We start from the raw sequence: 24979 nt of genomic DNA, 5'->3' as shown, positions 1-24979 counted from the left end.
ATGGGTTACAGCGGCGTGTTCATGTACTGTTAAGACTTCCGGCTCGGGAACTAACCGGTCCCGGGCGCAAAATTCGCCAGATGGAGTGACACTGAATGTTCATCGAACTTGAGACCGCGCGAATCTTTTTTGACGTGATTGGCACCGGGTTGGAACTGACGCCGGACGCGATGAAGGAGCGGCCCACGCTGTTGGTTCTGCATGGCGGACCGGGCTATGATCATACCACGCTGCGCCCCTATTTTGACCGCTTCGCGGACACCCATCAGGTGATCTATCTGGATCACCGGGGCTGTGGCCGTTCGACCGGAGACACTGAGACGTGGACACTGGATCAGTGGGCCGATGACATTGCTGCGTTTTGTGTGGCTTTGGGCATCGAAAAGCCAGTTGTGTTTGGTCAGTCTTTTGGCGGCATGGTGGCGATGCACTACGCTGCGCGTCATCCCGAAGGGCCATCCAAAGTTATTCTGTCCTCCACGGCGGCACAGTTCCGGTTGGACGCAGCAGTAGATATGATGCGCCGCCTTGGCGGGGACGCGGCCGCAGAGGCATCGCATGCCTTTTTCTCGGCACCGTCACTGGAACGCTATGAGGTCTATGGAGAGACATGTCTGCCCCACTACACGCAGTCTTATGATCCGGGCGCACCCACATTTCGCGGTCGCGCGATCGAGCGCCCGGAGGTTGCGGTGCATTTCTTTACTGGTGAGATGATGGGCATGGATATGCGACCTGAGCTGGCGCAGATCACCTGCCCGACGTTGGTGATGGGTGGTGCGTTGGACCCGGTGACGCCGCCGATCTGTTCAGAGGACATCGCGAAGGCGGTGGGCCAAAACGCGACCCTTGAGATGTTTGAAGGCTGCGGACATGGGGCGCACCGCGATGATCCGGAAGGTGCCGAGCGCGTGATGCGAGGGTTTATGGCTACGTGAGAAGCCGTCGGATCCAATAAAGGTTTGTGCCTAAACGTGCCGTCCAATGGAAACGCGATCCTAAGTTTCAAATGCACCCGCATACTTTGGTCAAAAGACCGGTCTTGAGCGACACGGTCTATTTCTGAAGGTACAGGCAACGAGGCAAAGCGACCTCGCGACAAAACCTAGTCGTCTGTTTTCTTAACTGTTTGGAAGTTGGACGACAGAAAGGCGCTGATTGATTTCGCGGATTTCAAATCCGGAGGGCTTGCTGCGAGGCTTTCATCGAATTTTTGTTCCAATTCCATGAGGTCCTTGTAACGCGAACTACCATCTTCAAATCCGCGGAATTGCGCAATTTTTGGCAGCATAACAGGCAGTTGAGGTCGAATGGTTTTGTCGAATGCTTGTTTGAGTTGCCTTGGTTTGTCATCTTTAACGCGTGCATTGAAGTAGCGAAGAATTTTTGTCGCCTGGTCAATATTTGGCGGGTCTGAAGACAGGCTTTGCTCCATACGCGTTACAAAAGCGGTCTCTGCCTTGTTCAGTTTCAATTCTGAAAGTTCATAGGCCACCAAACCCTGCCAGGCTATTGCGATTTGCTTAGCCTTGGCAGTTGCTTCATTTCGCGCAGCTGCGTCGTCATCGTTTTCTGCCGGTATCGCTGTGCCGTAGGGGTTTTCATCCGCCGGAATGTCCGTTGTCTGGTAGTTGTTGTCGGCTGGTATTTCGGTTGTTTGGTAGTTGTTGTCGGCTGGTATGTCGGTTGTCTGGTAATTGTCGTCGGCTGGGATGTCCGTAGTCTGGTAGTTGCTGTCGGACACGGCATCCGTCGTGTTGTAGATCGGATCGGGCAAAGAAAACGTCACACTGTTAACACTCGCCTTTTTTAAACCAGCATTAAGCGATTTCAGGTCAGATTGGGTAAGTCGCCCCTTGGTGGGGTCAAGAATGATCACGTCGCCTTTTCTTTCGATCACGCCCATCGTCGCATCTTTAACATTCAAGTTCATCTTGCTGTAAATCAGAACGGGCAAGTCTGATGCCTTTGCCTCGATATAAGCGAAATGCATCGGCGCGCCCTCTTTCAGTTTTTTCGGCAACGCTTTGAGACTGTCTTTTGGCGACTCGCCCTTCAACAGCTTTTTCAAATCCATGGTTTTGGAACTCCATCGGCAATGTAACGGCTAGTGTCAGCAAATGCCTGACCCTAGGTCAACTGATTTTGCCAAAGGAGATGTGCGACGAGAACGAACATGGAGAGCACAGCGAAAGCACATTCGCGGCGCGCGAGGGTCTGTATCGATTTGGAGAACATGCGCAGGAAGGGATTTTTGAACTATCCCCCGATTTTTACTGCTGTCCTGCGAGCTACGTACAAGCCGGGCGCCGCATTCTTAAATCGTTCGAATGCAAGGCGCTGAACGCCGCTTAGTCTCCCATCGCCTCCAGTTCGTCAATGAAGCCGGAGATATTCGACAACCCTTTGTCCCAGAATTTAGGGTCCGACGCGTCGAGCCCGAAGGGAGCAAGCGGTTCCTTGAAAATGTTTGGATCTCCCCGCCTTGCGCACATTGTCTGTTTCCAAATCGCAAACAATGGACACGGCTTTGCCCAATTGAAGCCTCCAATGGCACCTATGACTTCCGTTGAGCGCACTCGTGGTCACATCGCCATAGATCACCTGTTTACATCTACGGAGGGCATCAATGCTCATCCAAGACGTTAATAAAAAGGGAGATTTCCCCGACACGCCATTGCCTGAGAGCATGGCGACTTATGGTGCGTTGTCGCTATTGGCGGCGCATTGTCCGCTTCACAAATCCTATTCGGCAGAGCTTCTAAACCGATTATTCCTGCCAGCCATAGAACATAAATCTGTCCGCATTTTTCGCACGTCGAACAACCAGCCGTGTGCCGCACTCATCTGGGCCCGCCTGTCGCAGCGCGTTTCATCCAGAATGTTTACCGACCACCGCCCCCCGAGGGCCAAGGAGTGGAATTCCGGGGAGCATCTATGGTTTTTGGACATTATTGCACCATTCGGGCACGGCAAAGACATCGCACGAAATCTGGTGCGAAACCCACCAAGCGAGGCGTTTTCTTTTGCCCGGATCGGCACGGACAGGAAAATCAGAAAGCTCGTTGAGGTCAAAAGTGGGGGCCGAACAAACCGGGCCTTTCGATCCTCTTTCATTGACCCACCTGGGCTAGATAGAGCGTAGGCAAATGGGCGTTCCAATCCCAGATACGGGTTCTGTCACGGAAGACACTGATGTCGTCGGCGGTCTTCTAACGACAAGTGGTGATATCAACTACTTTCTCGGGGATGACACAGGGGAGTGGACCGTCGTTTCCAACGACACGAGCCTGGGCTTTGGCAGCGGTTTTTCGATGGACGAGGACGGAAACTGGGACTTTTTCGTCGACAATGACGATCCCGGTATTCAAGCGCTGAATTCAGGTGAGAGCTTGATCTTTGAGTACTCAGTCACGTCCGCAAATGGCAACTCGACCGTTACGATCACAGTTTTTGGTGTCGACGAGCCCCCCTGTTTCGTTCGAGGAACTTTGATCGATACCCCGGCCGGACCGCGCCCGATTGAAGATCTGCGCGCGGGAGATGAAGTTCTGACAACCGATAACGGCCCAACAAGAATTACGTGGATCGGATCGAAGCGAACCGGGAACGGGGAAACCACGCTTCAAGGGGCTCTAGCACCGATTACAATCCACCCGGACGCACTGGGACCGGGCGTGCCTTCGCGTCCACTAACAGTCTCACCCCTGCACCGCGTCTTGTGGCGTGGACCCGAAGCGCAGCTTTTGTTTGGTGAGCGAGAAGTTTTATGCGCAGCAAAAACTTTGTTGAATGACAACACGATAGTTCAGGCTCAAGTTACACAGGTCGAATACTTCCATATTATGCTTGAGGAACATAGCCTTATCTTGGCGGAGGGATGTGAAAGCGAAAGTCTTTTCCCGGGTCGCGAGGGCCTATACCGATTTGGCGAAAATGCGCAGGAAGAAATTTTTGAACTGTTCCCGGATCTTCGCAGCTGTCCTGCCAGCTACGGTCAAGCCGCGCGTCGGATTCTCAAATCATTCGAATGCAAGGCACTGTTGGCTGCGTAACAAACAGATTCAGATCGGGCCAAAAATGATGAGAAGGTTGATTATTATCAACCGATCACAAGCCGTGACATCAACAGAATACAGATGGCAATCAAACACCCATATACGATCTTTTTTCTTCGCTCGCTCCGCTCTTCTAACATCTTCTCTGAAAGCTCTTCAATGAAGTGAGTTTCTGAGGATTGGTGGTTTTCGGCAAAGCCAAGTCTTTGAGCACTTTTCATTTAGTTCTTCCATCACTGCGCCCAGACTGTAGCGTCGGGGCTAAAAAGACCGTGCGGAGAACAATCGCACGGTCCAAACTCGCTAACATCCATACAGCTGACCTGACTGGGTGATGTCTGGCCAACATACTCACACGGTTTAGTTAATAGTCCGTAAGTTATTTTAGTCGGGGGCTTGCTCGGCGTGAAATTGATTAAATTCGTTTATTTTGGCATCACAGATGCAACTGCAATGGGTGATTGAATTACCCTCTTTGCGGGAAACTAACTGGCCGATATGCTTTGATTGTTGCTAGTTAAATTAGGTTTGTAGCCGATTCCGGTTACATCCGCGTCGAACTACACGCATTCCTGCCGTGGCACAGGAACAATTCACCACCTTTTTTGGTTTGGTATCTTGCTGATCCTTATGGGCGTAGTGCCCAATCCGCGGAATGGCGACGGAGAGGTGCCTTACCCCTCCATCGCCTCCAGCTCATCAATAAAGCCTGAGATCATCGCAAGTCCCTTGTCCCAGAATTTGGGGTCCGAGGCGTCCAGACCGAAGGGAGCCAGCAATTCCTTGTGATGTTTGGATCCACCTGCCTTGAGCATTTCGAAGTACTTCTCTTCGAAGTCCTCAGCTCCTTCGGCGTAAACTGAATAGAGCGCGTTCACGAGCCCGTCGCCAAAAGCGTAGGCGTAGACGTAGAAGGGCGAGTGGACAAAGTGGGGGATGTAGGCCCAAAAGGTTTCGTAGCCGTCCATGAATTCGAAGGCAGGCCCGAGGCTTTCCGCCTGCACTGACATCCACAGCGCGTTGATGTCGTCTGGCGTCAATTCACCCGCGCGACGGGCCTCATGCAGTTTGCATTCAAAGTCGTAGAACGCGATTTGGCGCACAACGGTGTTGATCATGTCCTCGACTTTGCCCGCCAGCATGACCTTACGCTGAGCATCGTCCTTGGCCCCATCGAGCATCTTGCGGAAGGTGAGCATTTCGCCAAAGACAGACGCCGTTTCGGCCAGTGTCAGAGGGGTGGAGGAGAGCATCTCGCCCTGTTCGGCCGCCAGAACTTGATGCACGCCGTGGCCGAGTTCATGGGCGAGTGTCATAACGTCGCGCGGTTTGCCGAGGTAGTTGAGCATGACGTAAGGGTGCACATCCGTCACCGTTGGGTGGGCAAAAGCTCCGGGGGCCTTGCCGGGCTTTACACCTGCGTCGATCCAGCCTTTGTTAAAGAAGGGTTCTGCGATTGCACCCATGCGCGGATCAAACGCATTATAGGCGTCCATCACCGTCTTTTCCGCCTCATCCCAGCCCACGGTCCGGGTGTCTTCCATTGGCAGCGGTGCGTTACGGTCCCAGACCTGCATGGTTTCGAGGCCAAGCCATTTGCGCTTGAGCTCGTAATAGCGGTGGCTGAGTTTGGGGTAGGCGGCGACCACAGCGTTGCGCAGGGCCTCGACCACTTCGGGTTCGACCTGATTGGAAAGGTGGCGACCTGTCTGAGCGGTTGGCATGCCACGCCAGCGGTCCATGATTTCCTTTTCCTTAGCCTGCGTATTGTGCACGCGGGCGAAGGTTTTGATATTGCCTGAGAACACCTCGGCCAATTCCCGCGCTGCGGTTTCGCGTTTCTTGCGATCAGGGTCGGTGAGGAAGTTCAGCGTGCCTTCGATATTGAGCGCCTCGCCGTCGATGTCGAAGGTGAGCCCGGCGATGGTTTCGTCAAAGAGCCGTTCCCATGCATCCCCGACCACACCGAGGTCGTGTAAGAATTTCTCCATCTCGTCGGAGAGCTGGTGGGGTTTCATGGCGCGGATGCGATCAAAGATTGGCTTGTAGCGCGCGAGGTCTGCGTTTTGGGCCAGAAGCCCAGTCAGGTGGTCGTCTTCGAGCCGGTTGAGTTCGAGTGTGAAGAAGACCAGCGGTGTGGTGAAGTTCGTCACCTTTTCCTGCACGTCGGACATGAATTTTGCCCGCTCCGCATCTGTGGTGAGCTGGTAGTAGCGCAGGCCCGCAAAGGACATGATCCGCCCGGCGATCTGATTGATCCGTTCCTGCCGCTGGATACAGGCCAGCAGGCCGGGGGCATCAAGCGTGTCGAGCTTGCCCTCGTAATCATCAGCAAAGCTTGTGCAGGCATTTTCGAGCCAGTCGAGGTCGCGTTTCAGTTCGGGCGCGTCCTGTCCGGTGTAGAGGTCGTCGAGGTTCCATTCGGGTAAGTTGCCGAGAGAGTCGTCCCCGCTTGATGCGTTGATGTCGCGGACGGGGAAGGGCAGCTGGAACATGGAGAACCTCATTGATGTGACGGGCCATAGGTATGGCGGTCGTAGGGGGAGGGCAAGTGTTTGTGGCAACTGACTGGAAGGCCAGCCCGGTCGCCAATGTCACGCGGACCCAAGACGGTCGATGGTGGCCGTCGGCCCGTGTTTTTCAGCAGAAGAAGGTTAAGGAAGGAAGAGCCGGTCAGGATTTGTGCACAGGATTTTTTGCCGTTCTTGGGCGCTTGTGATCGCACTAAAACTGTTGGCCAGCGCGCTTGCATGGGGCATGGGCGCTTCGGCGAGCATCAGATAGGGCCAGTCCGAACCCCAGAGGCAGTGATCGGGGTTTGTGTCGATCAGGCGCCGGATGAGGGGGGTGGCGGCCTCCCAGTCGTTGGTGAGCCGGTAGGGGGCGGAGAGTTTGACGTAGATCTGTCCCTCGGCCAGCAGGGCGCACAGGGTGTCGATGGCCGGGGTGTTGGGGTTGAGGTCTGTGGGCCAGCCGCAGTGGTCGATCACCAGTGGCACGGGCAGGGCGCGGACATCGGCGGCGATCTGTTCGATGTGTTTGTCGGCGTGCAGCAACATCTGGATGTGCATCCCCTGATCCGCCAGCGCAGGGGCCATGGCCAGTGCCCCGTCCCATGTCAGCACGCCGCCGTGGACGTAGTTCAGGCGCACAGCGACAATATTTGCCCGCGCGAAGTCTTGGATGTCCTGAGCGCTTGCCCCGTCGGGCAGCAGGCCCACGCCTTTGAACCCGTCCCCCATTGCCTTGATCGCGGCCCGGGTTACAGTGTTGTCGGCGCCATAGAGGATCGTGTGTACGATCAACCCCTTGCTGCATCCCAAGGCGGACAGGTGCGCGCGGTACATTGCCACCCAATCGTCGAAATCGAGCCCCGGTGCTGGATTCTGGATGCGGGTGGGAGACAGGGGGTGTTCGGGGCCGCCGAGCAGGTGGACGTGGGCGTCCCACGCTCCGTTGGGAAACTGTGTCGTGGGCGGGGTCGGCGGGAAAGGCGGGTTTGAGTTATCCATAGATCGCAAGCATCTCGTTCAGGTCCTCGAGGCTGTTGGCCTCGTTGATTGGTTTATCATGACGCCAGCGCAACATGCGCGGAAAGCGCAGTGCGACGCCGGATTTGTGGCGGGGCGAGGCTTGAATGCCCTCGAACGCGATCTCGAACACGTGTTCGGGCGTGACACTGCGTACCGGCCCAAACCGTTCCCGCGTGTTCTTTTTGACCCAAGCGGTGATCTTGCGAAATTCTTCGTCTGTCAGGCCGGAATAGGCTTTGGTGAAGGGGACCAGTTCGTTGCCGTTCCAGACTGCGAAGGTAAAATCAGTGAAGAGGTTGGCGCGCCGTCCATGCCCGGACTGGGCGTAGATCATGACGGCGTCGATGGTCAGCGGATCGAGTTTCCATTTCCACCAGTCTCCCTTCTTGCGCCCTGTCAAATAGGGGCTGTCGAGGCGTTTGAGCATGAGCCCTTCGGCGCTGGCTGTGCGCGCTGTGCTGCGGATGTCCGCAAGCGCATCCCATGTCTTGAAATCGACGTCCGGGGAGAGTTTGATTGGGGCCTCACTGGGGAGGGTTTTGCACAAATTTCTGAGGGTTGTGCGCCGTTCTGAAAGTGGCAGGTGGCGGATGTCGATGCCGTTCCATTCCAGCAGATCATAGGCGTAAAGAATGACGGGTGTCTCGGCCAAAAGCTTTTTCGGCACCGTCTTGCGCCCGATCCGCTTTTGCAAAACGTTAAAGGATTGCGGGCCTTCGTCGCCCCAGACCAACACCTCGCCGTCCAGCACCGTGCCGTCGGGGACAAAATCTGGAGTGCGGGCAAATTCTGGGAAGCGGTCGGTCATCAACTCTTCACCGCGGGACCAGACAAAGTGTGACTTGTCGCGAATGATCAGTTGGCCGCGGATGCCGTCCCACTTCCACTCTGCCTGCCAATCCGTTGGATTACCTATATTTTCGACCTCATCATCAAGGCCATAGGCCAGGTAAAACGGATAAGGGCGCGAGGCATTGGCCGTTGGGTCATCGCTTGCGATCAGGGTGTCCCATGTGGTTGTGGCCGGGTCCCAATCGCCCATCAGGCGGTGGGCCATTTCCGCCTCGTCCCGCCCCGTCGCGCGGGCCAGTGCTCGGGTCATCAGTTTTTGGCTGATCCCAATGCGAAAGCCTCCTGTCAGCAATTTGTTGAAGAGGAAACGTTGGGTGGTGTCGAGGCTATCCCATGCGGCGAGGACTTGCACCTTGCGTGCGTCCTCTTCTACTTTTGAAAGGTCGCGTAACTTTTTGATCCAGTGTGATAACCCATGATCAGAATCTGAGTTGGGTTGCGGCAGAACCAGTGCGATGGTTTCTGCCAGATCGCCTACGATGGGATAGGATTCTTCGAACAGCCAAAGCGGGATACTGGCGAATTCAGCCGCCCATTCGCGCAGTTTTGTTGTGGTCACCGCGCGCTTTGGGCGACGTCCTGAAAAGATGGCGATGGTCCAGATCCGGTCGCTTTCGGGGGCGGTTGCGAAATAGTCCGCAAGAGCGGCGACCTTGACCGTCGTCTTGGTCGATTGGTCGATGGCGTTGAACAGGGCGGCGAAGGACTTCATGCGGCGTCTTCGGCTTCGTCGCCGCCGAACTCGGTTGGGACGACCTGGGCGTTGAAGCCGACCTCGGTGAGGTAGCGTGCGAAGATGTCTGTGTAGCCGTGCGTGACATAGATGTTTTCGGCGCCGGTTTGTTTGATGGCGTCAAGCAGTCCGGTCCAGTCGGCATGATCTGAGATTACAAAACCCCGATCGCCAGACCGTCTGCGCCGTATCCCGCGCAGGGCCATCCAGCCGCTGGCTAATCCGGTTTCGCGCTGGCCAAACTTGCGCGCCCATGCGGAATCGAGCGCGGAGGGCGGTGCAAGAACGATCGCGCCAGGGTGATCTTTGGGCACAATGTCAGGTCCGGCTTGGGTCGTGTGGGGCAGGGTGATCCCTTGCGCGCGCATCACGGCATTGGTGTTTTCAATGGCCGTATGGGTCAGGATCGGCCCAATGTCCGGATTCAGCAGCGTCATCAACCGCTGGGCCTTGCCCAGTGCGTAACAGCCTAAGAAGGCGGTTTTGCCCGCTGTTGCGCAAGAGGACCACCAGTCGTTTATGTCTGCCGCGATGTTGCGCTGATCCTGCCAGCGGAAGACGGGCAAGCCGAATGTGCTTTCGGTGATGAAGTGGTGGCATTGCTTTGGCTCGAACGGGGTAGAGAGGCCATCGTCGACCACTTTGTAGTCGCCCGAGGCCACCCAGACCTCGCCTCCAACTTCGACCCTGATTTGGGCAGAGCCGGGCACGTGCCCTGCCGGGTGAAACGAGACCGTTGCGCCGCCAATTTGCCGTGTTTCCCCATAAGAGATGGTTTCGAGGGGAATTTCGCCGAGCCGGTGCCGCATGACAGGCGCGGCGATGTCTGTGGCAAGGTATGCCCCCATCCCAGAGCGCGCATGATCCGCGTGCCCGTGCGTGATCAGCGCGCGGGCCACGGGCCGCCATGGGTCGATGTAAAAATCGCCAGCCGGGCAGTAGATGCCCGAAGGGGTAAAGGTGAGCGTCGCCATGAAGGCGAACGTAGCAGGGAAATGTCTTCGCGCCAGCCTCAGGCTGCGGTGTAGAAGCGGTCTGCGATGGTGTCAAAGATGGTTTGGCGTTCGGCTGGACCCTCCATCAGTACCTCGTGTTCACCATTTTCAATCACGTGCAGGCCGCTGTTGGGCCAGTCTCGCATGCGGGCCTCTATCCGTCCGACATGCACGATCCGCTCGTTTGTTCCAACAAACGCGTCCGCGGGCACATTGGGTGGAGGCATACGTGACAAAGCCAGTGTTTCGGCTAATGCCTCGCGCAGCCACAGGAAACTCGGACCACCCAGTTCAAGTTCGGGATGTGCCAGCAGTTGCTTGCGCATCATGTCGTACATTTCGAGGTTGCTCGTCAGCAGGTTGTCTTCGTGAGGGGCTGTCAGAACGTAAGATTCCAACACGCGTCCTGGGGGCAGGCGGTGCCCATGGCCGATCACTGGCATGACTGTGCCCAGAGCCCATGCCACAGGGCGCAGGGCAGCGGCAATCCGGATGCCCCACATGGGGCCTGTAAAGGCGGCGGCTGCCACGTCGACCCCTTCGTAGAGTGAGCGCAGTCCGATGCAGGCACCCATGGAGTGCCCAAGCAGGTAGAAGGGTTTCGGCAAACCAAGTGTCTCGGCCGCTTTGACCATCGCCTGCACGTCCAGCTGATAGTCAGCAAAGAGGCCAACGTGACCGATGCGGTTATCATCAAGCAGCCGGTCCGCGAGGCCTTGACCGCGCCAGTCGACAATGATGGAGGCAAATCCGCGCTTGGCTAGATCTCCGGCTGCAGGCGCATATTTTTCGACGTATTCCGTGCGCCCGGGAAACAGCAGAACTGTCCCCTTTGCGTCGTCCGGGCGATAGACGCCCAGCCGGATACGCACGCCATCACTGGCATGTGCCCAATATGCGGCCCCGTCCAGTGGTGCGGGGCACACATCTGTAAAGAGAGGGGCCGCGTCGAGGGTCATCAGGCCAGAACGGAGGCCAGTGACATTGCCATACCCATGTCGCCGTCAACCTTGAGCTTGCCGGTCATGAAGGCGGATGTCGGGTTGGTCTCACCCGACAAGATGGCTTTGAAGGTCTCGGCATCGGCCGAAAGGGTCACGTCCGCGGCCTCGTCTGCGGCGCGCGCGCCCGAACTGTCCATCATCACAGCGCCTTCGCCTTCGATGTCAAATTTGGCAGTGCCTGAAAAATCGGCGCCGCTGAGTTTTTCATTCAGCACGGCAACGGCTTCGTTCACGGTTTCACTCATCTTTGATGCCCTTTTTGGCTTGGGCCGCGGATACGTCTCTGGAATTTGCTGAGCGGCCTGTTACATTCACTGTTATGGGCACACATCTGAGTAAACTCTACCCTGTCGTCACGGCACTTTTACTGACAGTGGGGAATTCCTTACCTGGGCATGCACAATCATCCGTCGATCCAACCGGATCGCAGCCTAAATTGGCCGAGATGATGGGCGCGCTGCGTGAGGCCGAACCGGCAGAGGCCACGCGCCTGAGCCGTGAGATCGAGCGGGAGTGGGCCAGGTCAGGCTCAACGTCGCTGGATATGCTGCTGCGCCGGGGTCGTGAAGCGCTGGAGGAAGAGCAGATCGATACCGCGATCGAACACTTTACCGCCGTGACTGATCATGCCCCCGAGTTTGCTGAAGGCTGGCACGCCCGCGCGACCGCATTTTACATGAAGGATCTTTATGGCCCTGCACTTGATGATTTGCAGCGCGCATTGATCCTGAACCCCGACAACTACAACGCCATTTTTGGTCTTGGAGTTATGTTGCAAGAGTTTGGCGACTATGAACGCGCGCGGGACGCCTTTGATCAGGTTCTCGACTTGCATCCGAACCACGAAAACGCCAACACGGCGCGTGAGCAGCTTAAATCCAGAGGCATAGGCCGCGAGCTTTGATTCAAAGCACCGGGTGAAACGGGGGACGGCCCATGTCGGGCGACGCGCGGGTGGTGGCCGTTTTAGGCCCCACCAATACAGGTAAAACCACTTACGCCATCGAAAGGATGCTGGGCCACCGCACAGGGGTGATTGGCCTGCCTTTGCGTCTGCTCGCGCGCGAGGTGTATGACCGAATTGTTGCGTTGCGCGGCCCGTCGGTCGTCGCTCTTGTCACCGGTGAAGAGCGCATTGTGCCCCCCCGCACCCAGTACTGGGTCTGTACCGTCGAGGCGATGCCCGAGGGCATGGGGGTTGATTTCCTTGCGATTGACGAGATCCAGCTGTGCTCCGACCCTGAACGCGGCCACGTGTTTACTGACCGCTTGCTGCGCGCACGTGGTCTGCATGAAACACTGTTTCTTGGGGCTGATACCATGCGTGGTCCGATCGGGGCCTTGGTGCCGGGCGTGCAATACATACGCCGCGAGCGGATGTCCCAACTGGTTTATTCGGGGCAGAAAAAGGTGTCGCGGATGCGCCCCCGCTCGGCCATCGTCGGGTTTTCGGTTGATAACGTCTATGCCATTGCCGAGCTGATCAAGCGCCAGCGGGGCGGGGCGGCCGTCGTCATGGGCGCACTAAGCCCGCGCACCCGCAATGCCCAAGTGGATATGTATCAGAACGGTGAAGTTGACTTTCTGGTCGCGACGGACGCGATCGGGATGGGCCTTAACCTCGACATCGACCATGTGGCGTTTTCATCGCTGACCAAGTTCGACGGGCGGCGCATGCGCCCCCTTGCGCCCAATGAGTTGGCCCAGATTGCGGGGCGCGCTGGACGCGGCCAGAAGGACGGGACCTTCGGGGTTACCGGAGACGTGCGCCCCTTGGATGAGGGAACGGCACAGGCGATCATGGACCACCGCTTTGTTCCTGTGTCCAAGCTACAATGGCGCAATCATGCGCTACAATTTGGCACGATTGACGCGCTTGTCCGGTCATTGGAGGCCCCGCCTGATCACGAGGTTCTCGTGCGGGCGCGCGAAGCTGATGATGTCATGGCGCTGAAATCGCTGGGCGAAAGCGCCGAGGTGGTGGCGCGCTGCACCAACGGGCCGTCAGTCAAGTTGCTGTGGGATGTGTGCCGGGTGCCGGATTTCCGCGGCATCAGCCATCAGGAACACTCCAGCCTTCTCGATGTTATCTTTCGGTATCTGCATGAACGCGGGTCCATCCCCAACGATTGGATGGCGCGCCAGATCAAACGCATTGACCGCACGGATGGCGATATCGATGCCATCAGCAAACGGTTGGCATTTATCCGCACATGGACCTATGTGGCGCAGCGCAAAGGGTGGGTGGACGATATAGACCATTGGCGCAGCGAGACGCGCCATGTAGAAGACCGCTTGTCAGATGCTCTTCATGAAAAGCTGACACAAAGATTTGTAGACCGGCGCACCAGTGTATTGTTGCGCCGGCTAGGCCAGAAGGAGGCCATGGTGGCCGAAGTAAATGACAATGGTGAAGTGACTGTCGAAGGCGAGTTCGTCGGCAAGTTGGACGGGTTCCGGTTCTCTCAGGACAAAGGGACAGGCGCGGCGGAGGCCAAGACAATCAAGTCAGCGGCTTTGCAGGCGCTTGCCCCGCATTTCCATCTGCGCGCGGATCGTTTTTACAACGCCCCCGACACAGAGATTGATTTCACCGAGCAGGGTGGCCTGATGTGGGGCTCCTCTGCCGTGGGCAAGCTGGTCGCGGGGTCTGAAGCCTTGAAGCCACAGGTTGAAGTGTTTGTGGACGATGTTGCCGGTCCGGAGGTTGCCCAGAAGGTGCAGCGCCGCGCGCAGCATTTCATCGACCGCAAGGTGGCCGCCCTGTTTGAGCCTCTGCTGAACATGGAGCGCGACGAGGCTTTGACCGGTTTGGCAAAAGGCTTTGCCTTTCGTTTGATTGAAGCGCTGGGCGTGTTGCCGCGTGCCGCTGTGGCCGATGAGGTCAAGGCGCTGGATCAGGATGCGCGCGGCGCGCTGCGCAAGCATGGCATCCGCTTTGGGCAGTTCACAATCTTTATGCCATTGTTGCTGAAACCTGCGCCGACGCGGTTGCGTCTGGTGCTGTGGTCGCTGTCCAAGGGATTAGGCGAGTTCCCCGAATCTCCGCCCCCCGGTCTGGTCACGATACCAGCCATGACGGGCGCCGCCGACGGTGTGGACACGATGGCGGGCTATCGCAACGCGGGCGAGCGCGCCATCCGTATCGATATGCTGGAGCGTCTTGCTGACATGCTGCGCGCTGAGGATTCGCGCGGTGGTTTTGAGGCCAAGGCTGATATGCTGTCGATCACGGGCATGACACTTGAACAGTTTGCAGCCCTGATGACGGGCCTTGGATACAAGGCCGAGAAGGGTGAGCGGGCGAAGGTCAAGCCTCTCGCCGCTGAGACAGGCGACACCGCAGAGGCCGAGGTCAAGGAGGACGCGGCCAGTGCCGAGACTGAGGCCGCGCCGGAGGCGCCAGCCACAGAAAAACCGGAAGCGTCCGAACCTGCACCCGACGCCTCAGACGCGCCCGAGGGGGAACAGAACGCGGATACCTCTGCCGAAGATGCGCCAGAGGTCGAGGTATTTTACACGTTTACGTGGGGCCGCGTGCCTGCGGTAAACCGCGGTCGACCTGCTCAAGGCGGTAAGCCGCGGGGCAAGGGCGGGCAGGGCGGCAAGCCAAAGGGCAAAGGCAAAGGCCAGCGTAAGGATGGCGACAAGGGTCAGAACTTTTCCGCGCGTCCACCGCGCAAAGAAAAAGCCATTGATCCGGATAACCCTTTCGCCGCTGCACTGATGGGTCTGAAGGACAACAAGTAATTGAACGCGGCGGGCGACAAGCTGCGGCTGGACAAATGGCTGTGGTTTGCCCGCTTTTTCAAGACGCGATCGCTGTCAGCGGCGCGGGTGGCTGCTGGCGACGTGCGCGTGAACGGGGAGCGGGTTACCAAGCGCGCAACCACCATTCAGGCAGGTGATGTTCTGACTTTCGCCATTGGTCGCGATGTGCGCATTATCGAGGTGTTGGCCATCGGTACACGACGTGGTCCGGCGCCCGAGGCCCAAACGCTGTACAACGACATGTCCCCAGAACCTACCCCTCGCGAAACACCTGTTCCCGAGAACCCGAAATTTGAGGGAAAAGGACGTCCGACCAAGCGCGAGCGGCGACAGGGTGATCTTTCCCGCGCCCGCCACCTTGAATGATACGTCATGCTCATTTACCTAAGCCGCTGAACCGCATCACACGAGCCCCTGTATGACCTATATCGTCAACGATTCCTGCATTGCCTGCAAATACACCGACTGCGTCGAAGTATGTCCGGTGGATTGCTTTTACGAAGGCGAGAACATGCTGGTTATCCATCCGGATGAGTGCATCGATTGCGGCGTGTGCGAACCTGAATGCCCGGCCGACGCGATCCGCCCGGACACAGAACCGGACATGGAAAAGTGGGTGGAGTTCAATCGCAAGTATTCGGAGATGTGGCCGGTCATCATCACCAAGAAAGATCCGCTGCCCACGGCTGATGATATGGATGGCAAGCCCGGCAAGATGGAGCTGTTCTCCGAGGCTCCGGGCGAAGGCGGCTGAGGGTTTACGAATCACCTGGCCTGTCGACTTTTCGCATCTGCGGCATGAACTGCACCGTCTAAGAGACTGAAAAAACGCACCCTTGTTGCGCTTGTCCTAAGGGTAGCTTTCGAATCCGCGCTTTTTGTGTTATGATTTCGTTACAACTGACAGACGGACACCCAAAGGGGCCGGTCGATAACGACGCTGGCTCACCTGAAATCTCGACCTGAACCGCACCTTAGGCGTGGCATGATTGCCCCGGCTGATGCGGATTTGACTGTCGAAAATGGGCCATGTCCGGCACGTCTTATGAGGATACCGAATGACAAAATCTAAGAAACTCGACTTTCGCCCCAATGAATTTGTGGTTTACCCAGCACATGGTGTGGGCCAGATCATTTCGGTCGAAAGTCAGGAAGTGGCAGGGCTGACGCTTGAGCTGTTTGTGATCTCGTTCGAGAAGGACAAGATGACGCTCCGCGTGCCTACCAACAAGGCGACCGACATCGGGATGCGGGCGCTCAGCAGCCCAGACGTCATCGCTCATGCGATGAAGACGCTGAAGGGCAAAGCCAAGGTCAAACGTGCTATGTGGTCGCGCCGTGCACAGGAATATGAGCAAAAGATCAACTCCGGCGATCTCATCGCCATCGCTGAAGTGGTGCGCGACCTGCACCGCACAGACGATCAGCGCGAGCAAAGCTATTCTGAACGCCAGCTTTATGAAGCGGCCCTTGAGCGGTTGACCCGCGAAGTGGCGGCTGTGTCCGGTGGCGATGAGTTGGCTGCTGCCAAGGAAGTGGGCGACGTGTTGACCAGCCGGATTGCCGCCTGATTTAAGAGCATCTGAGCTTTTGAACCGCGTTCCTGTTTAGGGGACGCGGTTTTTTGTTGTGTAGTCAGGAGGGTCTTGGCCCCTGCTTCTGAAATGCGCGCCAAGGATCAGCAGGAAGATTAAGGCGTGTCAGGTAAGCGTAGCGCTGAGTGAAATCAGGACAGTGATTTCGGTGCAGATTTGTGTCGTCCCCAGAATGTCGCCTGTTTGCCCACCTATTTTGGCCTTTGCTGTTGCGCCGATGCCTGCCGCGACGCCTCCCGCTACAATCAGCGCAAGAAGGCCGGGCGCGCCACATAACAGAACTGCGCAAACGGCGGCGATGAAAAGTCCGGCGAGCGCGTCCGGCATCCCGGGCCGCCCGACGCTATGAGAAAGCCCGCTATCCCGTGCATGGGGCAGGGCGCACATGAGCGGTGCCATCATTGCGCGCGAGATCACGAGAGCGGCGATCAATCCGGCCATAGTCACCTCTGCGAAACCCAACCAGCGCAGACCCATTGCAAGGGTAAGCGCAAGGACGCCATAAGCACCGATCCGGCTGTCTTTCATGATCTCGAGTCGACGTGTCGGTTCATGCCCGCCCCAGAGCCCATCTGCAGTGTCAGCAAGCCCATCTTCGTGCATCGCGCCTGTCAGCATGACTAAGGCGGCGAGAGCCAGCCCGGCACCGAACAGGGCGGGCAGCGACACAAGGCTGGCCAGCCACGCCACAGTGCCAACTACAAGGCCTAGTACGAGGCCGACCACGGGGTAGGCCCAGACTGCCTGTGCTCCATTTGCAAAGGCGTGGTCTGGCAGGCGTGGCACGGGCAGACGCGTCAACAAAACCAGCGCTGCGGGCACGTCCCACAGGCGCTGTTTCAGTGAGGTGTCGGTTTCATCGGTTGCCATGTCCGGTCCTGACTTGCGGCGCGTGTCGCATTGGGTAAAGAGCATGGGAGAAACAGGCAAGGACAAGATGCGATATGAGCTTTGAGACACTGGACGCATTGCGCGCGATTTTGACACAGATGCCAGGCCCGAACGCGGCCGCTTTGGAAGGCGCCGCCGCGCGTAACGTGCAACTGACCAAACCACCCGGTGCGCTGGGGCGGTTAGAAGATCTTGCGATCTGGTATGCCGGCTGGCGTGGCGATGCGCGCCCGGCCATCGATGCACCGCAAGTGATTGTGTTTGCGGGCAATCATGGGGTCGCAGCGCGCGGCGTATCGGCGTTCCCGCCTGAAGTGACTGTGCAGATGGTTGCCAATTTTGAGCATGGTGGTGCTGCGATCAACCAGCTTGCGAAGGCCTTTGGCGCGCGCATGGACGTTGTGCCGTTGGACCTTGAGGTCCCGACGGCTGATTTTACTGCAGGGCCTGCTATGAGCGAGGCTGAAGTGGTTGCTGCGTTGCGTGCTGGCTGGGACGGCGTTGATCCTGCGGCGGACCTATTGGTGGTCGGCGAGATGGGGATCGGCAACACCACATCAGCGGCTGCGATTGCGGCGCACCTGTTTGGCGGTGACGCGGTGATGTGGACCGGTCGCGGCACAGGTGTTGAAGGCGATGCTCTCACTTTGAAAACCCAAGTGGTGGCTGATGGACTCGCGACACACGCTGAAGCGGGCGATGGTCTGGACGTGCTGATGCGTCTTGGTGGGCGCGAACTGGCGGGTATGGCTGGGGCGATGGCGCGGGCGCGGTCCCTGTCTATTCCGGTGATTATGGATGGCTTTATCTGTACGGCTGCGGCGGCATGTCTGGAGCATACTGTAGCGGGCGCACTCGATCACGTTGTCGCTGGGCACCAGAGCGCGGAAGGGGCGCATGCGCGCATGCTCGAGGCTTTGGGCAAGGAGCCGCTTTTGTCATTTGGCCTGCGCCTTGGCGAAGGGTCAGGTGCGGCGCTGGCGATCGGTATTCTGAAAGGCGCTATGGCGTGTCATTCGGGCATGGCGACATTTTCTGAGGCGGGTGTCGCAGACGGGTGAGGTCATCGGGCAGTTCTGTTTCGGCTTTGCCGAAAGGCGCCCGCCTGCCGACCCTCGACATTGCGCTTATCACGCCCTTCGGGGTTCTTCACCTCGTGCTGAAAGTGACACTTCGAGGTCTTTTTCAAGCTCGCGGGCCAGAGCCACGTATTCATCGTTTTTTGAGGTCGGAACATTCGGGTCGTAAAGTTCGGCCAAACGACGCACGGCCACGCGGTCATGCGCGTAGAACAGGTTTTCTGCCTCGGCGGCTTCGTATTCGCTGAGCCCCAGATTTTCGAGTGCATAGCGTCCGGCCCGCAGAGATGCGTCAAACATCTCGCGGACGATGTCGTCTGCGCCGGCCTGATAGAGATTGTAGACATGCACTCGGTCATAGGCGCGGGCAATGATGTGGATATCCGGGCGGATTTTACGCGCATAGGTCACTAGGCTGATCGCCGCCTTTGGATCATCCAGCGCCACGACAAGAATACGTGCCGTGTCGATCCCTGCGGCGTGCAGGATGTCAGGGCGGCTGGGATCACCCAGAAAGCCTTTGAAACCGAACCGGCGCATCAGCGCAATCGTTTCCATGTCGTGATCCAGCACGACCGTTTTGAACCCTGTGCCTTGCAGTAAGCGGTTCACGATTTGCCCGAAGCGCCCAATTCCTGCGATGATCACGGGCCCTTCGTCATCAATTTCATCGGCTTCGACGTCGCCTTTAGATTCTGCCATACGCCGCGAGATTACCTCGTAAAGGATAAACAAGAGCGGGCTGATCAGCATTGTCAGAGCGATCACAAGCAGCAGGGTTTCCCCGACATATCGCGGGATGACGCCCTGACCGACCGAAAACGCGGCCAGCACGAAGCCAAATTCGCCCGCTTGTGCCAGGCCCAGCGTGAACAGCCAGCGATCCCGGCCTTTGATCCTGAACGCCACGGCAAGGCAATAAAGCACAAGTCCCTTGAGCAGAATCACAAGGATGGCCATCGAAAGCAGTGCTGGCCAGCGATCAAACAGCAAGATGAAATTGATACCAGCGCCGACCGTGATGAAGAACAGCCCCAGCAGAAGACCTTTGAATGGCTCGAGGTCGGTTTCCAGCTCGTGACGGAATTCGGAACTCGCCAACACCACTCCGGCGAGGAAAGCCCCTAGCGCAGGTGACAGCCCCACCAGCATCATAAGGAATGAGATTGAGACCACGATCAGCAGTGCAAGTGCGGTGTACATCTCGCGCAGGCGCGCAGCGTGGATAAAGCGGAAGACGGGCCGGGTCAGGAAAACACCTGCGAGAACGACAGCTACAATGGCGCCAATGGTCACGAGTGTCACGCCCCATCCCGGCAGCCCGTCCACAAGGCTGAGAGAAAACTCAGCATGCCCGCCGCCGTGCTCGTCGGCGTGATCGCCATGCGACCTGTCAATGGAACCGTCGGCACTGATTTGGACCGGGACTGAAACAGCCAGCAGGGGCAGGAAGGCTAGGATCGGGATCACCGCGATGTCTTGTGTCAGCAGCACGGAAAAGACCGAGCGCCCACCGCCTGTCTTCATCAGCCCTTTTTCAGTCAGCGTTTGCAGTACGATGGCTGTCGAGGACAGAGCCAGCGTCAACCCGATCGCCAGCGCGACACTCCAGGATTGGTTGTACGCCATGGCCACACCCATCATCGCAAGGGTGGACAGCGCGACCTGCGCCCCGCCAAGCCCGAGCAGTTTGTGTCTCATGTCCCACAGAGTGCGCGGCTCAAGTTCCAGCCCGATGATAAACAGCATCATGACTACGCCGAATTCAGCGAAATGCTGAAGGTCTTCAGTTTCTGCACCGACGAGACCCAGAACCGGACCGATCAGAATGCCCGCTGCAAGATATCCCAGCACTGACCCCAGACCCAAGCGCGCAGCAATTGGCACCGCGAGTACGGCTGCTGCGAGGTAGATGGAGGCTTGGTAAAGGAAGCTTTCCATGACGATGCCTTTTGAGGGTGAGGCAAGAATGTGGGGCTTTGGCCGCAAGCACAACCGGCAACAGCACCAAAGCCGCACAAAGAGCGAAAATCCCAGCAGAGATGCCGGATAAGCGGTCCTGAAGCGCTGCGATCACTTCGCAGTTTGCCTCAGGTCGGCAGGGGGCTGTCACGCTTGAGCTGGTCCATGACGATCTGGCTGTGGACGCGTGCGACAGAAGGATGTGGCAGCAAGACGTCGTGGATCAACGCGTTCAGCGCACTCAGGTCCGCACAATAGACGCGCAGAAGATAGTCCGCATCTCCGGTCATCGCCCATGCGCTTGTAATCTCTGGCGATGTGTCCAGCAGGCGCGCAAAGCTGGCTGAATGTTCAGGGCCGTGGATGCTGAGGTGCACCTGAACAAAGCCCTGAACGCTGAGACCAAGCCGCGCCGGATCAAGGCGCGCGACATAGCCTTCGATGTAGCCATCCGCTTCGAGCCGCTGGCGGCGCCGTCCGATCTGGCTGGCTGACAGGTTCAGTTTTTCACTGAGCTGCTGTGCAGAGAGGTGCGCGTCTTGCTGCAGGGCGTCGAGTAGGCGGATATCGATGGAATCAAGCATGTGCGTCATTTTCTGCATGGAGGATAGTTCTGGCGCGCATTTTGCGCGAAATTGGGGGTAAATGCCATGGAAATCACGCGCCAAGCGCATCGGCTCCATTGTATCTGGCAGGTAAATCAATTTTGCTAGGAGTTGCAGCATGGGTCCTTTCCCCCACGACGCCCCGAAATCTGAAATCACCGATGCCAACCCGATGGGCACAGACGGCTTCGAATTTGTCGAGTTTGCCCATCCTGACCCGGAAGAATTGCGCACACTGTTCACGCGTATGGGTTACCAAAAGGTGGCGCGGCACCGCTCCAAACAGATCGAGTTGTGGCAGCAAGGCGACATCACTTACGTCCTGAACGCCGAACCGGGCAGCTTTGGCGCGCGGTTTGTGGAAGAGCATGGGCCCTGTGCGCCGTCCATGGGCTGGCGGATTGTCGATGCGCAGGCCGCTTTCGAACGAGCGCTGTCGCTGGGGGCCAAACCGTATGAAGGCACGGACAAGGTTCTGGATGTACCTGCCATCTACGGTATCGGCGGTAGCTTGATTTACTTTGTAGATCAGTACTATGACACCTCACCTTACAATGATGAGTATGATTGGCTGGAGCAGTCCAAACCGCGCGGTGTTGGCTTCTTCTACCTGGATCACCTGACGCACAATGTGCACAAGGGGAACATGGACACATGGTTCCGGTTTTATGGGGATTTGTTCAATTTCAAGGAAATCCGTTTCTTTGACATTGAGGGCAAGTTCACCGGACTGCTCAGCCGCGCGCTGACCTCGCCTTGCGGACGCATCCGTATCCCGATCAATGAGGACCGCGGCGAAACCGGGCAGATCGTTGCCTATCTTAAGAAGTACAAAGGCGAAGGCATTCAGCACATCGCTGTGGGGTCGGACGACATCTATGACAGTACGGATGCGATTGCAGACAATGGGCTGAAGTTCATGCCCGGACCACCTGACACATACTATGACTTGAGCAAGAAGCGTGTCGTTGGCCATGACGAACCTCTGGAGCGGATGCGCAAACACGGCATCCTGATTGATGGCGAAGGCGTGGTAAACGGAGGTGAGACCAAGATCCTGTTGCAGATCTTCTCAAAAACCGTGATCGGGCCGATCTTTTTCGAGTTCATTCAGCGCAAGGGCGACGATGGATTTGGCGAAGGGAACTTCAAAGCCCTCTTTGAAAGTATCGAGCAAGAACAAATCGACAGTGGAGAGTTGGCGGCTGGGTAAGACGCCAATTTCCAAGATCAGCAAACGGGACGGAAACCGTATAGTCTTCTGTTAGCCTTTCGGCATCTTCAGTACGACGTTGCGACCACTTTTTTGGTATCGCAGTTCTGAATCCCCGATGGCCGATACGCGCCCACCGTCAAAGCGGTCGCCCACTTCGACCTTTTGGTAGCGCCCGTTGGCCAGACGCACCAGCGCGCGCCGATTGGACGGCGTACCATAGACTCCAATCAGGTTTACACGGCGCAAGTTGATCGCGTTGCGCATTGTGGCCTCACGGGTCACGGATGCTGAGGACGGAATCTTGGGGGTAACGGTACGCGGTGCAACAGAGGCCGTACGCTGTGGCTTAGGTGCAGATTCTGTTGCCGCCGTCGTCGTCGTCGTCGTCGTTGCTGGTGCTGGCGCTGGTGTGGCTCGCGCCACGGTGCGCGCAAAATTACGCGGACGAGATGCGGGACGCAGTGAGGTAGCTGTAGCCAGTTCGGAGATGGGCGCGTCTTCTGCCGTTTCTTCCTGGTTCTGTTGCTCGATTTCCTGGGGTGCTTGTGGGCGCAGGCGGGGGCGCAAAGCTGCAAGTTCGCTCCGCGAAAGCCCTCCAAGAGTTGCGCGTTCGTTCTGTTCGATCAGATCGTTGGGCCTTGCACGTGGGCGGATTTGCGCAGTCGTCGTCGTATTTGGGTTCGCCTCTTCGTCGACCTCAAGTCGGGCACGTGTAACGGGCGGTACGATGGGTGGTCGGCCCAGAAACACCGTGAACCCATCCGGGCTTAGCGCGCCCTCGACTGTTGGGACAATGCGTCCTTGGGCGTCGCGGGCAAAGTTCGTGCCCGGTGCAGCGGGTGAAGTGATCAGCGCGGGTCGCCTGTCGGTATAAAAGGATGCCGAGCGCGGTAGGGCCACGGCGTCAAGTGCGGGGCTGACCGGGTCGATCCCGGTGACATAGAGGTCTTCGAGGTTCACAAGACCCACGGGGCTCGGAACATCCGGCGCCTTAGGCCAGATGCCGGTCACGGCATAGCGTGCCTCAAGGGCGGCTGCGTCAAGTTCTTCTGGTGCCACCGGTTCTGGTAGTGGGTCGCGCAAGGCGTCCAGAACGGCGGCGTCTTCGGAGCTCAACCCATCTTCGCTAAGGCTGTCATTGAGGGCTGCGACGACGACGCCGTCAGCTTCGGCCTCTGGATCGGGTTCAAGATCAGTGGTGGCGCCGACATCTTCTGCCAGTGCGGCACTGGTGTCATCGGGCAATGTAGACGCCAGCGTACGTTCGCGCGGCGGAAACAGGCGCGCCAGTCCATCATCAAGAAAGACTGAGGCCCATGCCGCAACACCTGCAAGAAAAACAATCAGGAGGGCCGTCAGGATAAGCCCCAGAAACCGCGGTTTGCCGCGCACTGTGCCGTCACTGCGTGCGCCAAACACCGTCATACGTTCTGTTTCGATCGCTTCTGGGTCTTGCTCCAAATTTTGGGCAGGAATCGGAACACGGGCCGTGGCGCGGTGTGCGTCTGCGTCGAGTGCAACCGGCGCTTTGCGCCGCGACAGGAACCCGTTGGGTCGCTCCTTGACCGGCGCGACAAGAGGGGCAGGGTTCTTTTCGATTGCTGCCACAAGCGGTGGTTCAGTTGGGCGCAGGCTGTCTGCGGCAGATTTTGGTGGCGCCGTCAGGTTCACCTCGCCAGGATCAGGTGTTTCTGACTTGAGCGAAGGGGATGGCGTCGATTTGGAAGGCGTTTCTGTGGCGCGCGACACGCCACCCAGACGCAGTGGAGGCGCATTAGAAGACGGATCCTGTCGGCGCCTCGTGGCAAAACCCAGCAGCGGTGGAGTGGTCTGTTCAGTTTCGAGCGGCGCGTCTTGTGTTATGTCAATGTCTTCGGCAATGGCGTCTGCATCAATGACTTGCGTTCCGGTGACAAAGACGTCTCCTTGCTCAGCCTTTGGAATTTTCGCGTCGGCGATGCTTGTCGGCGTCTCTTCGATTTGCTCGGGTGCTTCTGCATCTGCTTCTAGTTCCGGTGCATCTGCCGTGGCTTCGAGGCTTTCTGCCTCTTCCTCCATCTGGTCAGGCTGCGCCGTTTCATTGGCTGGTTCCTCGACGACCGGGACAGTGACAGGCTCATCTGGTTCCGCCGGTTTCTCCACGATGACAACGCGGACGCCATCGGGTTCGACTTCGGTGCCGGGAGGGAGTGCGGTCTTGGCGTGGGCAGTCGGTCCAAAGAACGGCTCGCCAAGGAAATCTGCGCCCGTCCCAGCAGCAGCGAAACTAACGGGGGCGAAGCCATGTTGACGGGCAAAGTCTTCGGCCTCTTGCAGCGTTTCGCGGGCCACGGCGGCGATATGGGTCGTGTCTCCATCCGGCGAAATGTCGAAAGCGAGGGCATCGACCAAATAGGGGGTGGCGCCATCAAGAGCCGAGTGCGAAGCGTCTTTGCGCGCGGCATCATCCTGTCCCGGTGTCTGGATGCTGAGATAGCGGACTTGTTCGTCCGGTATGATCAGCTTGGTATAAAGCGGGCCGCTGTCTGTCGCCTCGCCTGCGATGCGCAGTGTTGCCAGTGACCCCGCAAGGTCAGGATTCGAGACCGACACCTCGCCCAACAGGTACCACCCGCCCGCAGCGCGTTGCAGCAGGCGGATCCCGTCAAAGGACAAGGACAGGGCAAAGTTCGGCTTCATACTAGG

22 protein-coding genes are annotated in these 24979 nt (G+C 58.0%); 10 read left to right on the top strand and 12 right to left on the bottom strand.

What is annotated here, in order from left to right:
* Window positions 1-95 precede the first annotated feature (95 nt).
* Window positions 96-938 carry an alpha/beta fold hydrolase gene (locus tag ABJD00_RS20740; RefSeq protein ID WP_413830744.1) on the top strand — a complete coding sequence of 281 codons (843 nt, stop codon included), beginning with the start codon at window positions 96-98 and terminating at the stop codon, window positions 936-938.
* Between the two features lie 167 nt (window positions 939-1105).
* Here ABJD00_RS20740 and ABJD00_RS20735 read toward each other — a convergent pair whose 3' ends face one another.
* A complete protein-coding gene (locus ABJD00_RS20735) occupies window positions 1106-2077 on the bottom strand; it encodes a hypothetical protein (protein WP_413830742.1) in 972 nt (323 codons plus the stop codon).
* 552 nt (window positions 2078-2629) lie between these two features.
* Between ABJD00_RS20735 and ABJD00_RS20730 the strand changes: the two genes are divergently transcribed.
* Both ABJD00_RS20730 and ABJD00_RS20725 read left to right on the top strand, forming a co-directional pair.
* Window positions 2630-3145, top strand: coding sequence for a toxin-activating lysine-acyltransferase (locus tag ABJD00_RS20730; protein WP_413830740.1), 516 nt, complete (start codon window positions 2630-2632; stop codon window positions 3143-3145).
* A 4-nt stretch (window positions 3146-3149) separates the two neighbouring features.
* The gene (locus tag ABJD00_RS20725) at window positions 3150-4055 is read left to right on the top strand and encodes a Hint domain-containing protein (RefSeq protein ID WP_413830738.1); all 906 of its coding nucleotides are present in this window, start codon (window positions 3150-3152) and stop codon (window positions 4053-4055) included.
* Between the two features lie 47 nt (window positions 4056-4102).
* On the opposite strand, the gene ABJD00_RS20720 is transcribed toward ABJD00_RS20725, so the two are convergent.
* The 7 genes from ABJD00_RS20720 to ABJD00_RS20690 form a co-directional block, all read right to left on the bottom strand.
* Window positions 4103-4279 carry a hypothetical protein gene (locus tag ABJD00_RS20720; RefSeq protein WP_413830736.1) on the bottom strand — a complete coding sequence of 59 codons (177 nt, stop codon included), beginning with the start codon at window positions 4277-4279 and terminating at the stop codon, window positions 4103-4105.
* Between the two features lie 453 nt (window positions 4280-4732).
* Window positions 4733-6553 (bottom strand): M3 family oligoendopeptidase, encoded by a 1821-nt coding sequence (locus ABJD00_RS20715; RefSeq protein WP_413830734.1) that lies wholly within the window; start codon window positions 6551-6553, stop codon window positions 4733-4735.
* 159 nt (window positions 6554-6712) lie between these two features.
* Complete coding sequence (locus ABJD00_RS20710; protein WP_413830732.1) at window positions 6713-7570, bottom strand: amidohydrolase family protein; 858 nt, start codon at window positions 7568-7570, stop codon at window positions 6713-6715.
* Entirely contained in the window at window positions 7563-9155 is a 1593-nt protein-coding gene (locus tag ABJD00_RS20705; protein ID WP_413830730.1) for an ATP-dependent DNA ligase, read from the bottom strand. The genes ABJD00_RS20710 and ABJD00_RS20705 overlap by 8 nt, the downstream gene beginning before the upstream one ends.
* Window positions 9152-10150, bottom strand: coding sequence for a ligase-associated DNA damage response exonuclease (locus ABJD00_RS20700; protein WP_413830728.1), 999 nt, complete (start codon window positions 10148-10150; stop codon window positions 9152-9154). Before ABJD00_RS20700 ends, ABJD00_RS20705 begins: the two co-directional genes overlap by 4 nt.
* A 38-nt stretch (window positions 10151-10188) precedes the next feature.
* Window positions 10189-11130, bottom strand: a complete 942-nt coding sequence (locus ABJD00_RS20695; protein WP_413830726.1) for an alpha/beta fold hydrolase — start codon at window positions 11128-11130, stop codon at window positions 10189-10191.
* Window positions 11130-11420 carry an SCP2 sterol-binding domain-containing protein gene (locus ABJD00_RS20690; protein WP_413830724.1) on the bottom strand — a complete coding sequence of 97 codons (291 nt, stop codon included), beginning with the start codon at window positions 11418-11420 and terminating at the stop codon, window positions 11130-11132. Before ABJD00_RS20690 ends, ABJD00_RS20695 begins: the two co-directional genes overlap by 1 nt.
* Window positions 11421-11434: 14 nt before the next feature.
* Between ABJD00_RS20690 and ABJD00_RS20685 the strand changes: the two genes are divergently transcribed.
* The 5 genes from ABJD00_RS20685 (at window position 11435) to ABJD00_RS20665 (ending at window position 16517) form a co-directional block, all read left to right on the top strand.
* The gene (locus ABJD00_RS20685; RefSeq protein ID WP_413830722.1) at window positions 11435-12079 is read left to right on the top strand and encodes a tetratricopeptide repeat protein; all 645 of its coding nucleotides are present in this window, start codon (window positions 11435-11437) and stop codon (window positions 12077-12079) included.
* A 32-nt stretch (window positions 12080-12111) separates the two neighbouring features.
* A complete protein-coding gene (locus ABJD00_RS20680) occupies window positions 12112-14925 on the top strand; it encodes a helicase-related protein (protein WP_413830720.1) in 2814 nt (937 codons plus the stop codon).
* Entirely contained in the window at window positions 14926-15312 is a 387-nt protein-coding gene (locus ABJD00_RS20675; RefSeq protein WP_413830718.1) for an RNA-binding S4 domain-containing protein, read from the top strand.
* 52 nt (window positions 15313-15364) lie between these two features.
* Window positions 15365-15700, top strand: coding sequence for a ferredoxin FdxA (fdxA, locus tag ABJD00_RS20670; RefSeq protein WP_413830716.1), 336 nt, complete (start codon window positions 15365-15367; stop codon window positions 15698-15700).
* 304 nt (window positions 15701-16004) lie between these two features.
* Complete coding sequence (locus ABJD00_RS20665) at window positions 16005-16517, top strand: CarD family transcriptional regulator (protein WP_413830714.1); 513 nt, start codon at window positions 16005-16007, stop codon at window positions 16515-16517.
* Between the two features lie 129 nt (window positions 16518-16646).
* Here the strand turns inward: ABJD00_RS20665 and cobS are convergent, their stop codons facing one another.
* Window positions 16647-17411 (bottom strand): adenosylcobinamide-GDP ribazoletransferase, encoded by a 765-nt coding sequence (gene cobS / locus ABJD00_RS20660; RefSeq protein WP_413830712.1) that lies wholly within the window; start codon window positions 17409-17411, stop codon window positions 16647-16649.
* 74 nt (window positions 17412-17485) lie between these two features.
* Between cobS and cobT the strand changes: the two genes are divergently transcribed.
* A complete protein-coding gene (gene cobT, locus ABJD00_RS20655) occupies window positions 17486-18493 on the top strand; it encodes a nicotinate-nucleotide--dimethylbenzimidazole phosphoribosyltransferase (RefSeq protein WP_413830710.1) in 1008 nt (335 codons plus the stop codon).
* 69 nt (window positions 18494-18562) lie between these two features.
* Here cobT and ABJD00_RS20650 read toward each other — a convergent pair whose 3' ends face one another.
* A complete protein-coding gene (locus tag ABJD00_RS20650) occupies window positions 18563-20452 on the bottom strand; it encodes a cation:proton antiporter (RefSeq protein WP_413830708.1) in 1890 nt (629 codons plus the stop codon).
* A gap of 149 nt (window positions 20453-20601) precedes the next feature.
* The gene (locus ABJD00_RS20645; RefSeq protein ID WP_413830915.1) at window positions 20602-21057 is read right to left on the bottom strand and encodes an Lrp/AsnC family transcriptional regulator; all 456 of its coding nucleotides are present in this window, start codon (window positions 21055-21057) and stop codon (window positions 20602-20604) included.
* Between the two features lie 139 nt (window positions 21058-21196).
* Here ABJD00_RS20645 and hppD point away from each other — a divergent pair, with 139 nt between their 5' ends.
* Window positions 21197-22291 (top strand): 4-hydroxyphenylpyruvate dioxygenase, encoded by a 1095-nt coding sequence (gene hppD, locus ABJD00_RS20640; protein ID WP_413830706.1) that lies wholly within the window; start codon window positions 21197-21199, stop codon window positions 22289-22291.
* Window positions 22292-22342: 51 nt separating this feature from the next.
* Here the strand turns inward: hppD and ABJD00_RS20635 are convergent, their stop codons facing one another.
* A complete protein-coding gene (locus ABJD00_RS20635; protein WP_413830704.1) occupies window positions 22343-24973 on the bottom strand; it encodes a hypothetical protein in 2631 nt (876 codons plus the stop codon).
* Window positions 24974-24979: the final 6 nt, after the last annotated feature.

The sequence above is a fragment of the Tateyamaria sp. genome, assembly GCF_039945315.1.
In the GTDB taxonomy this organism is placed as follows: Bacteria; Pseudomonadota; Alphaproteobacteria; order Rhodobacterales; family Rhodobacteraceae; genus Tateyamaria.
Note: the sequence above shows the minus strand (reverse complement) of the source record. Positions and strands in the feature narration are given on the sequence as shown.

Excerpts from the sequence above, each read along its gene's own strand:
- ABJD00_RS20715 (WP_413830734.1), bottom strand. The coding sequence starts at position 6,553 with ATGTTCCAGCTGCCCTTCCCCGTCCGCGACATCAACGCATCAAGCGGG.
- ABJD00_RS20635 (WP_413830704.1), bottom strand. The coding sequence starts at position 24,973 with ATGAAGCCGAACTTTGCCCTGTCCTTGTCCTTTGACGGGATCCGCCTG.
- ABJD00_RS20725 (WP_413830738.1), top strand. The coding sequence starts at position 3,150 with ATGGGCGTTCCAATCCCAGATACGGGTTCTGTCACGGAAGACACTGAT.
- ABJD00_RS20645 (WP_413830915.1), bottom strand. The coding sequence starts at position 21,057 with ATGCTTGATTCCATCGATATCCGCCTACTCGACGCCCTGCAGCAAGAC.
- ABJD00_RS20700 (WP_413830728.1), bottom strand. The coding sequence starts at position 10,150 with ATGGCGACGCTCACCTTTACCCCTTCGGGCATCTACTGCCCGGCTGGC.
- ABJD00_RS20705 (WP_413830730.1), bottom strand. The coding sequence starts at position 9,155 with ATGAAGTCCTTCGCCGCCCTGTTCAACGCCATCGACCAATCGACCAAG.
- ABJD00_RS20680 (WP_413830720.1), top strand. The coding sequence starts at position 12,112 with ATGTCGGGCGACGCGCGGGTGGTGGCCGTTTTAGGCCCCACCAATACA.
- hppD (WP_413830706.1), top strand. The coding sequence starts at position 21,197 with ATGGGTCCTTTCCCCCACGACGCCCCGAAATCTGAAATCACCGATGCC.
- cobS (WP_413830712.1), bottom strand. The coding sequence starts at position 17,411 with ATGGCAACCGATGAAACCGACACCTCACTGAAACAGCGCCTGTGGGAC.
- ABJD00_RS20730 (WP_413830740.1), top strand. The coding sequence starts at position 2,630 with ATGCTCATCCAAGACGTTAATAAAAAGGGAGATTTCCCCGACACGCCA.
- ABJD00_RS20735 (WP_413830742.1), bottom strand. The coding sequence starts at position 2,077 with ATGGATTTGAAAAAGCTGTTGAAGGGCGAGTCGCCAAAAGACAGTCTC.
- ABJD00_RS20740 (WP_413830744.1), top strand. The coding sequence starts at position 96 with ATGTTCATCGAACTTGAGACCGCGCGAATCTTTTTTGACGTGATTGGC.
- ABJD00_RS20710 (WP_413830732.1), bottom strand. The coding sequence starts at position 7,570 with ATGGATAACTCAAACCCGCCTTTCCCGCCGACCCCGCCCACGACACAG.
- fdxA (WP_413830716.1), top strand. The coding sequence starts at position 15,365 with ATGACCTATATCGTCAACGATTCCTGCATTGCCTGCAAATACACCGAC.
- ABJD00_RS20720 (WP_413830736.1), bottom strand. The coding sequence starts at position 4,279 with ATGAAAAGTGCTCAAAGACTTGGCTTTGCCGAAAACCACCAATCCTCA.
- ABJD00_RS20690 (WP_413830724.1), bottom strand. The coding sequence starts at position 11,420 with ATGAGTGAAACCGTGAACGAAGCCGTTGCCGTGCTGAATGAAAAACTC.
- ABJD00_RS20695 (WP_413830726.1), bottom strand. The coding sequence starts at position 11,130 with ATGACCCTCGACGCGGCCCCTCTCTTTACAGATGTGTGCCCCGCACCA.
- cobT (WP_413830710.1), top strand. The coding sequence starts at position 17,486 with ATGAGCTTTGAGACACTGGACGCATTGCGCGCGATTTTGACACAGATG.
- ABJD00_RS20665 (WP_413830714.1), top strand. The coding sequence starts at position 16,005 with ATGACAAAATCTAAGAAACTCGACTTTCGCCCCAATGAATTTGTGGTT.
- ABJD00_RS20650 (WP_413830708.1), bottom strand. The coding sequence starts at position 20,452 with ATGGAAAGCTTCCTTTACCAAGCCTCCATCTACCTCGCAGCAGCCGTA.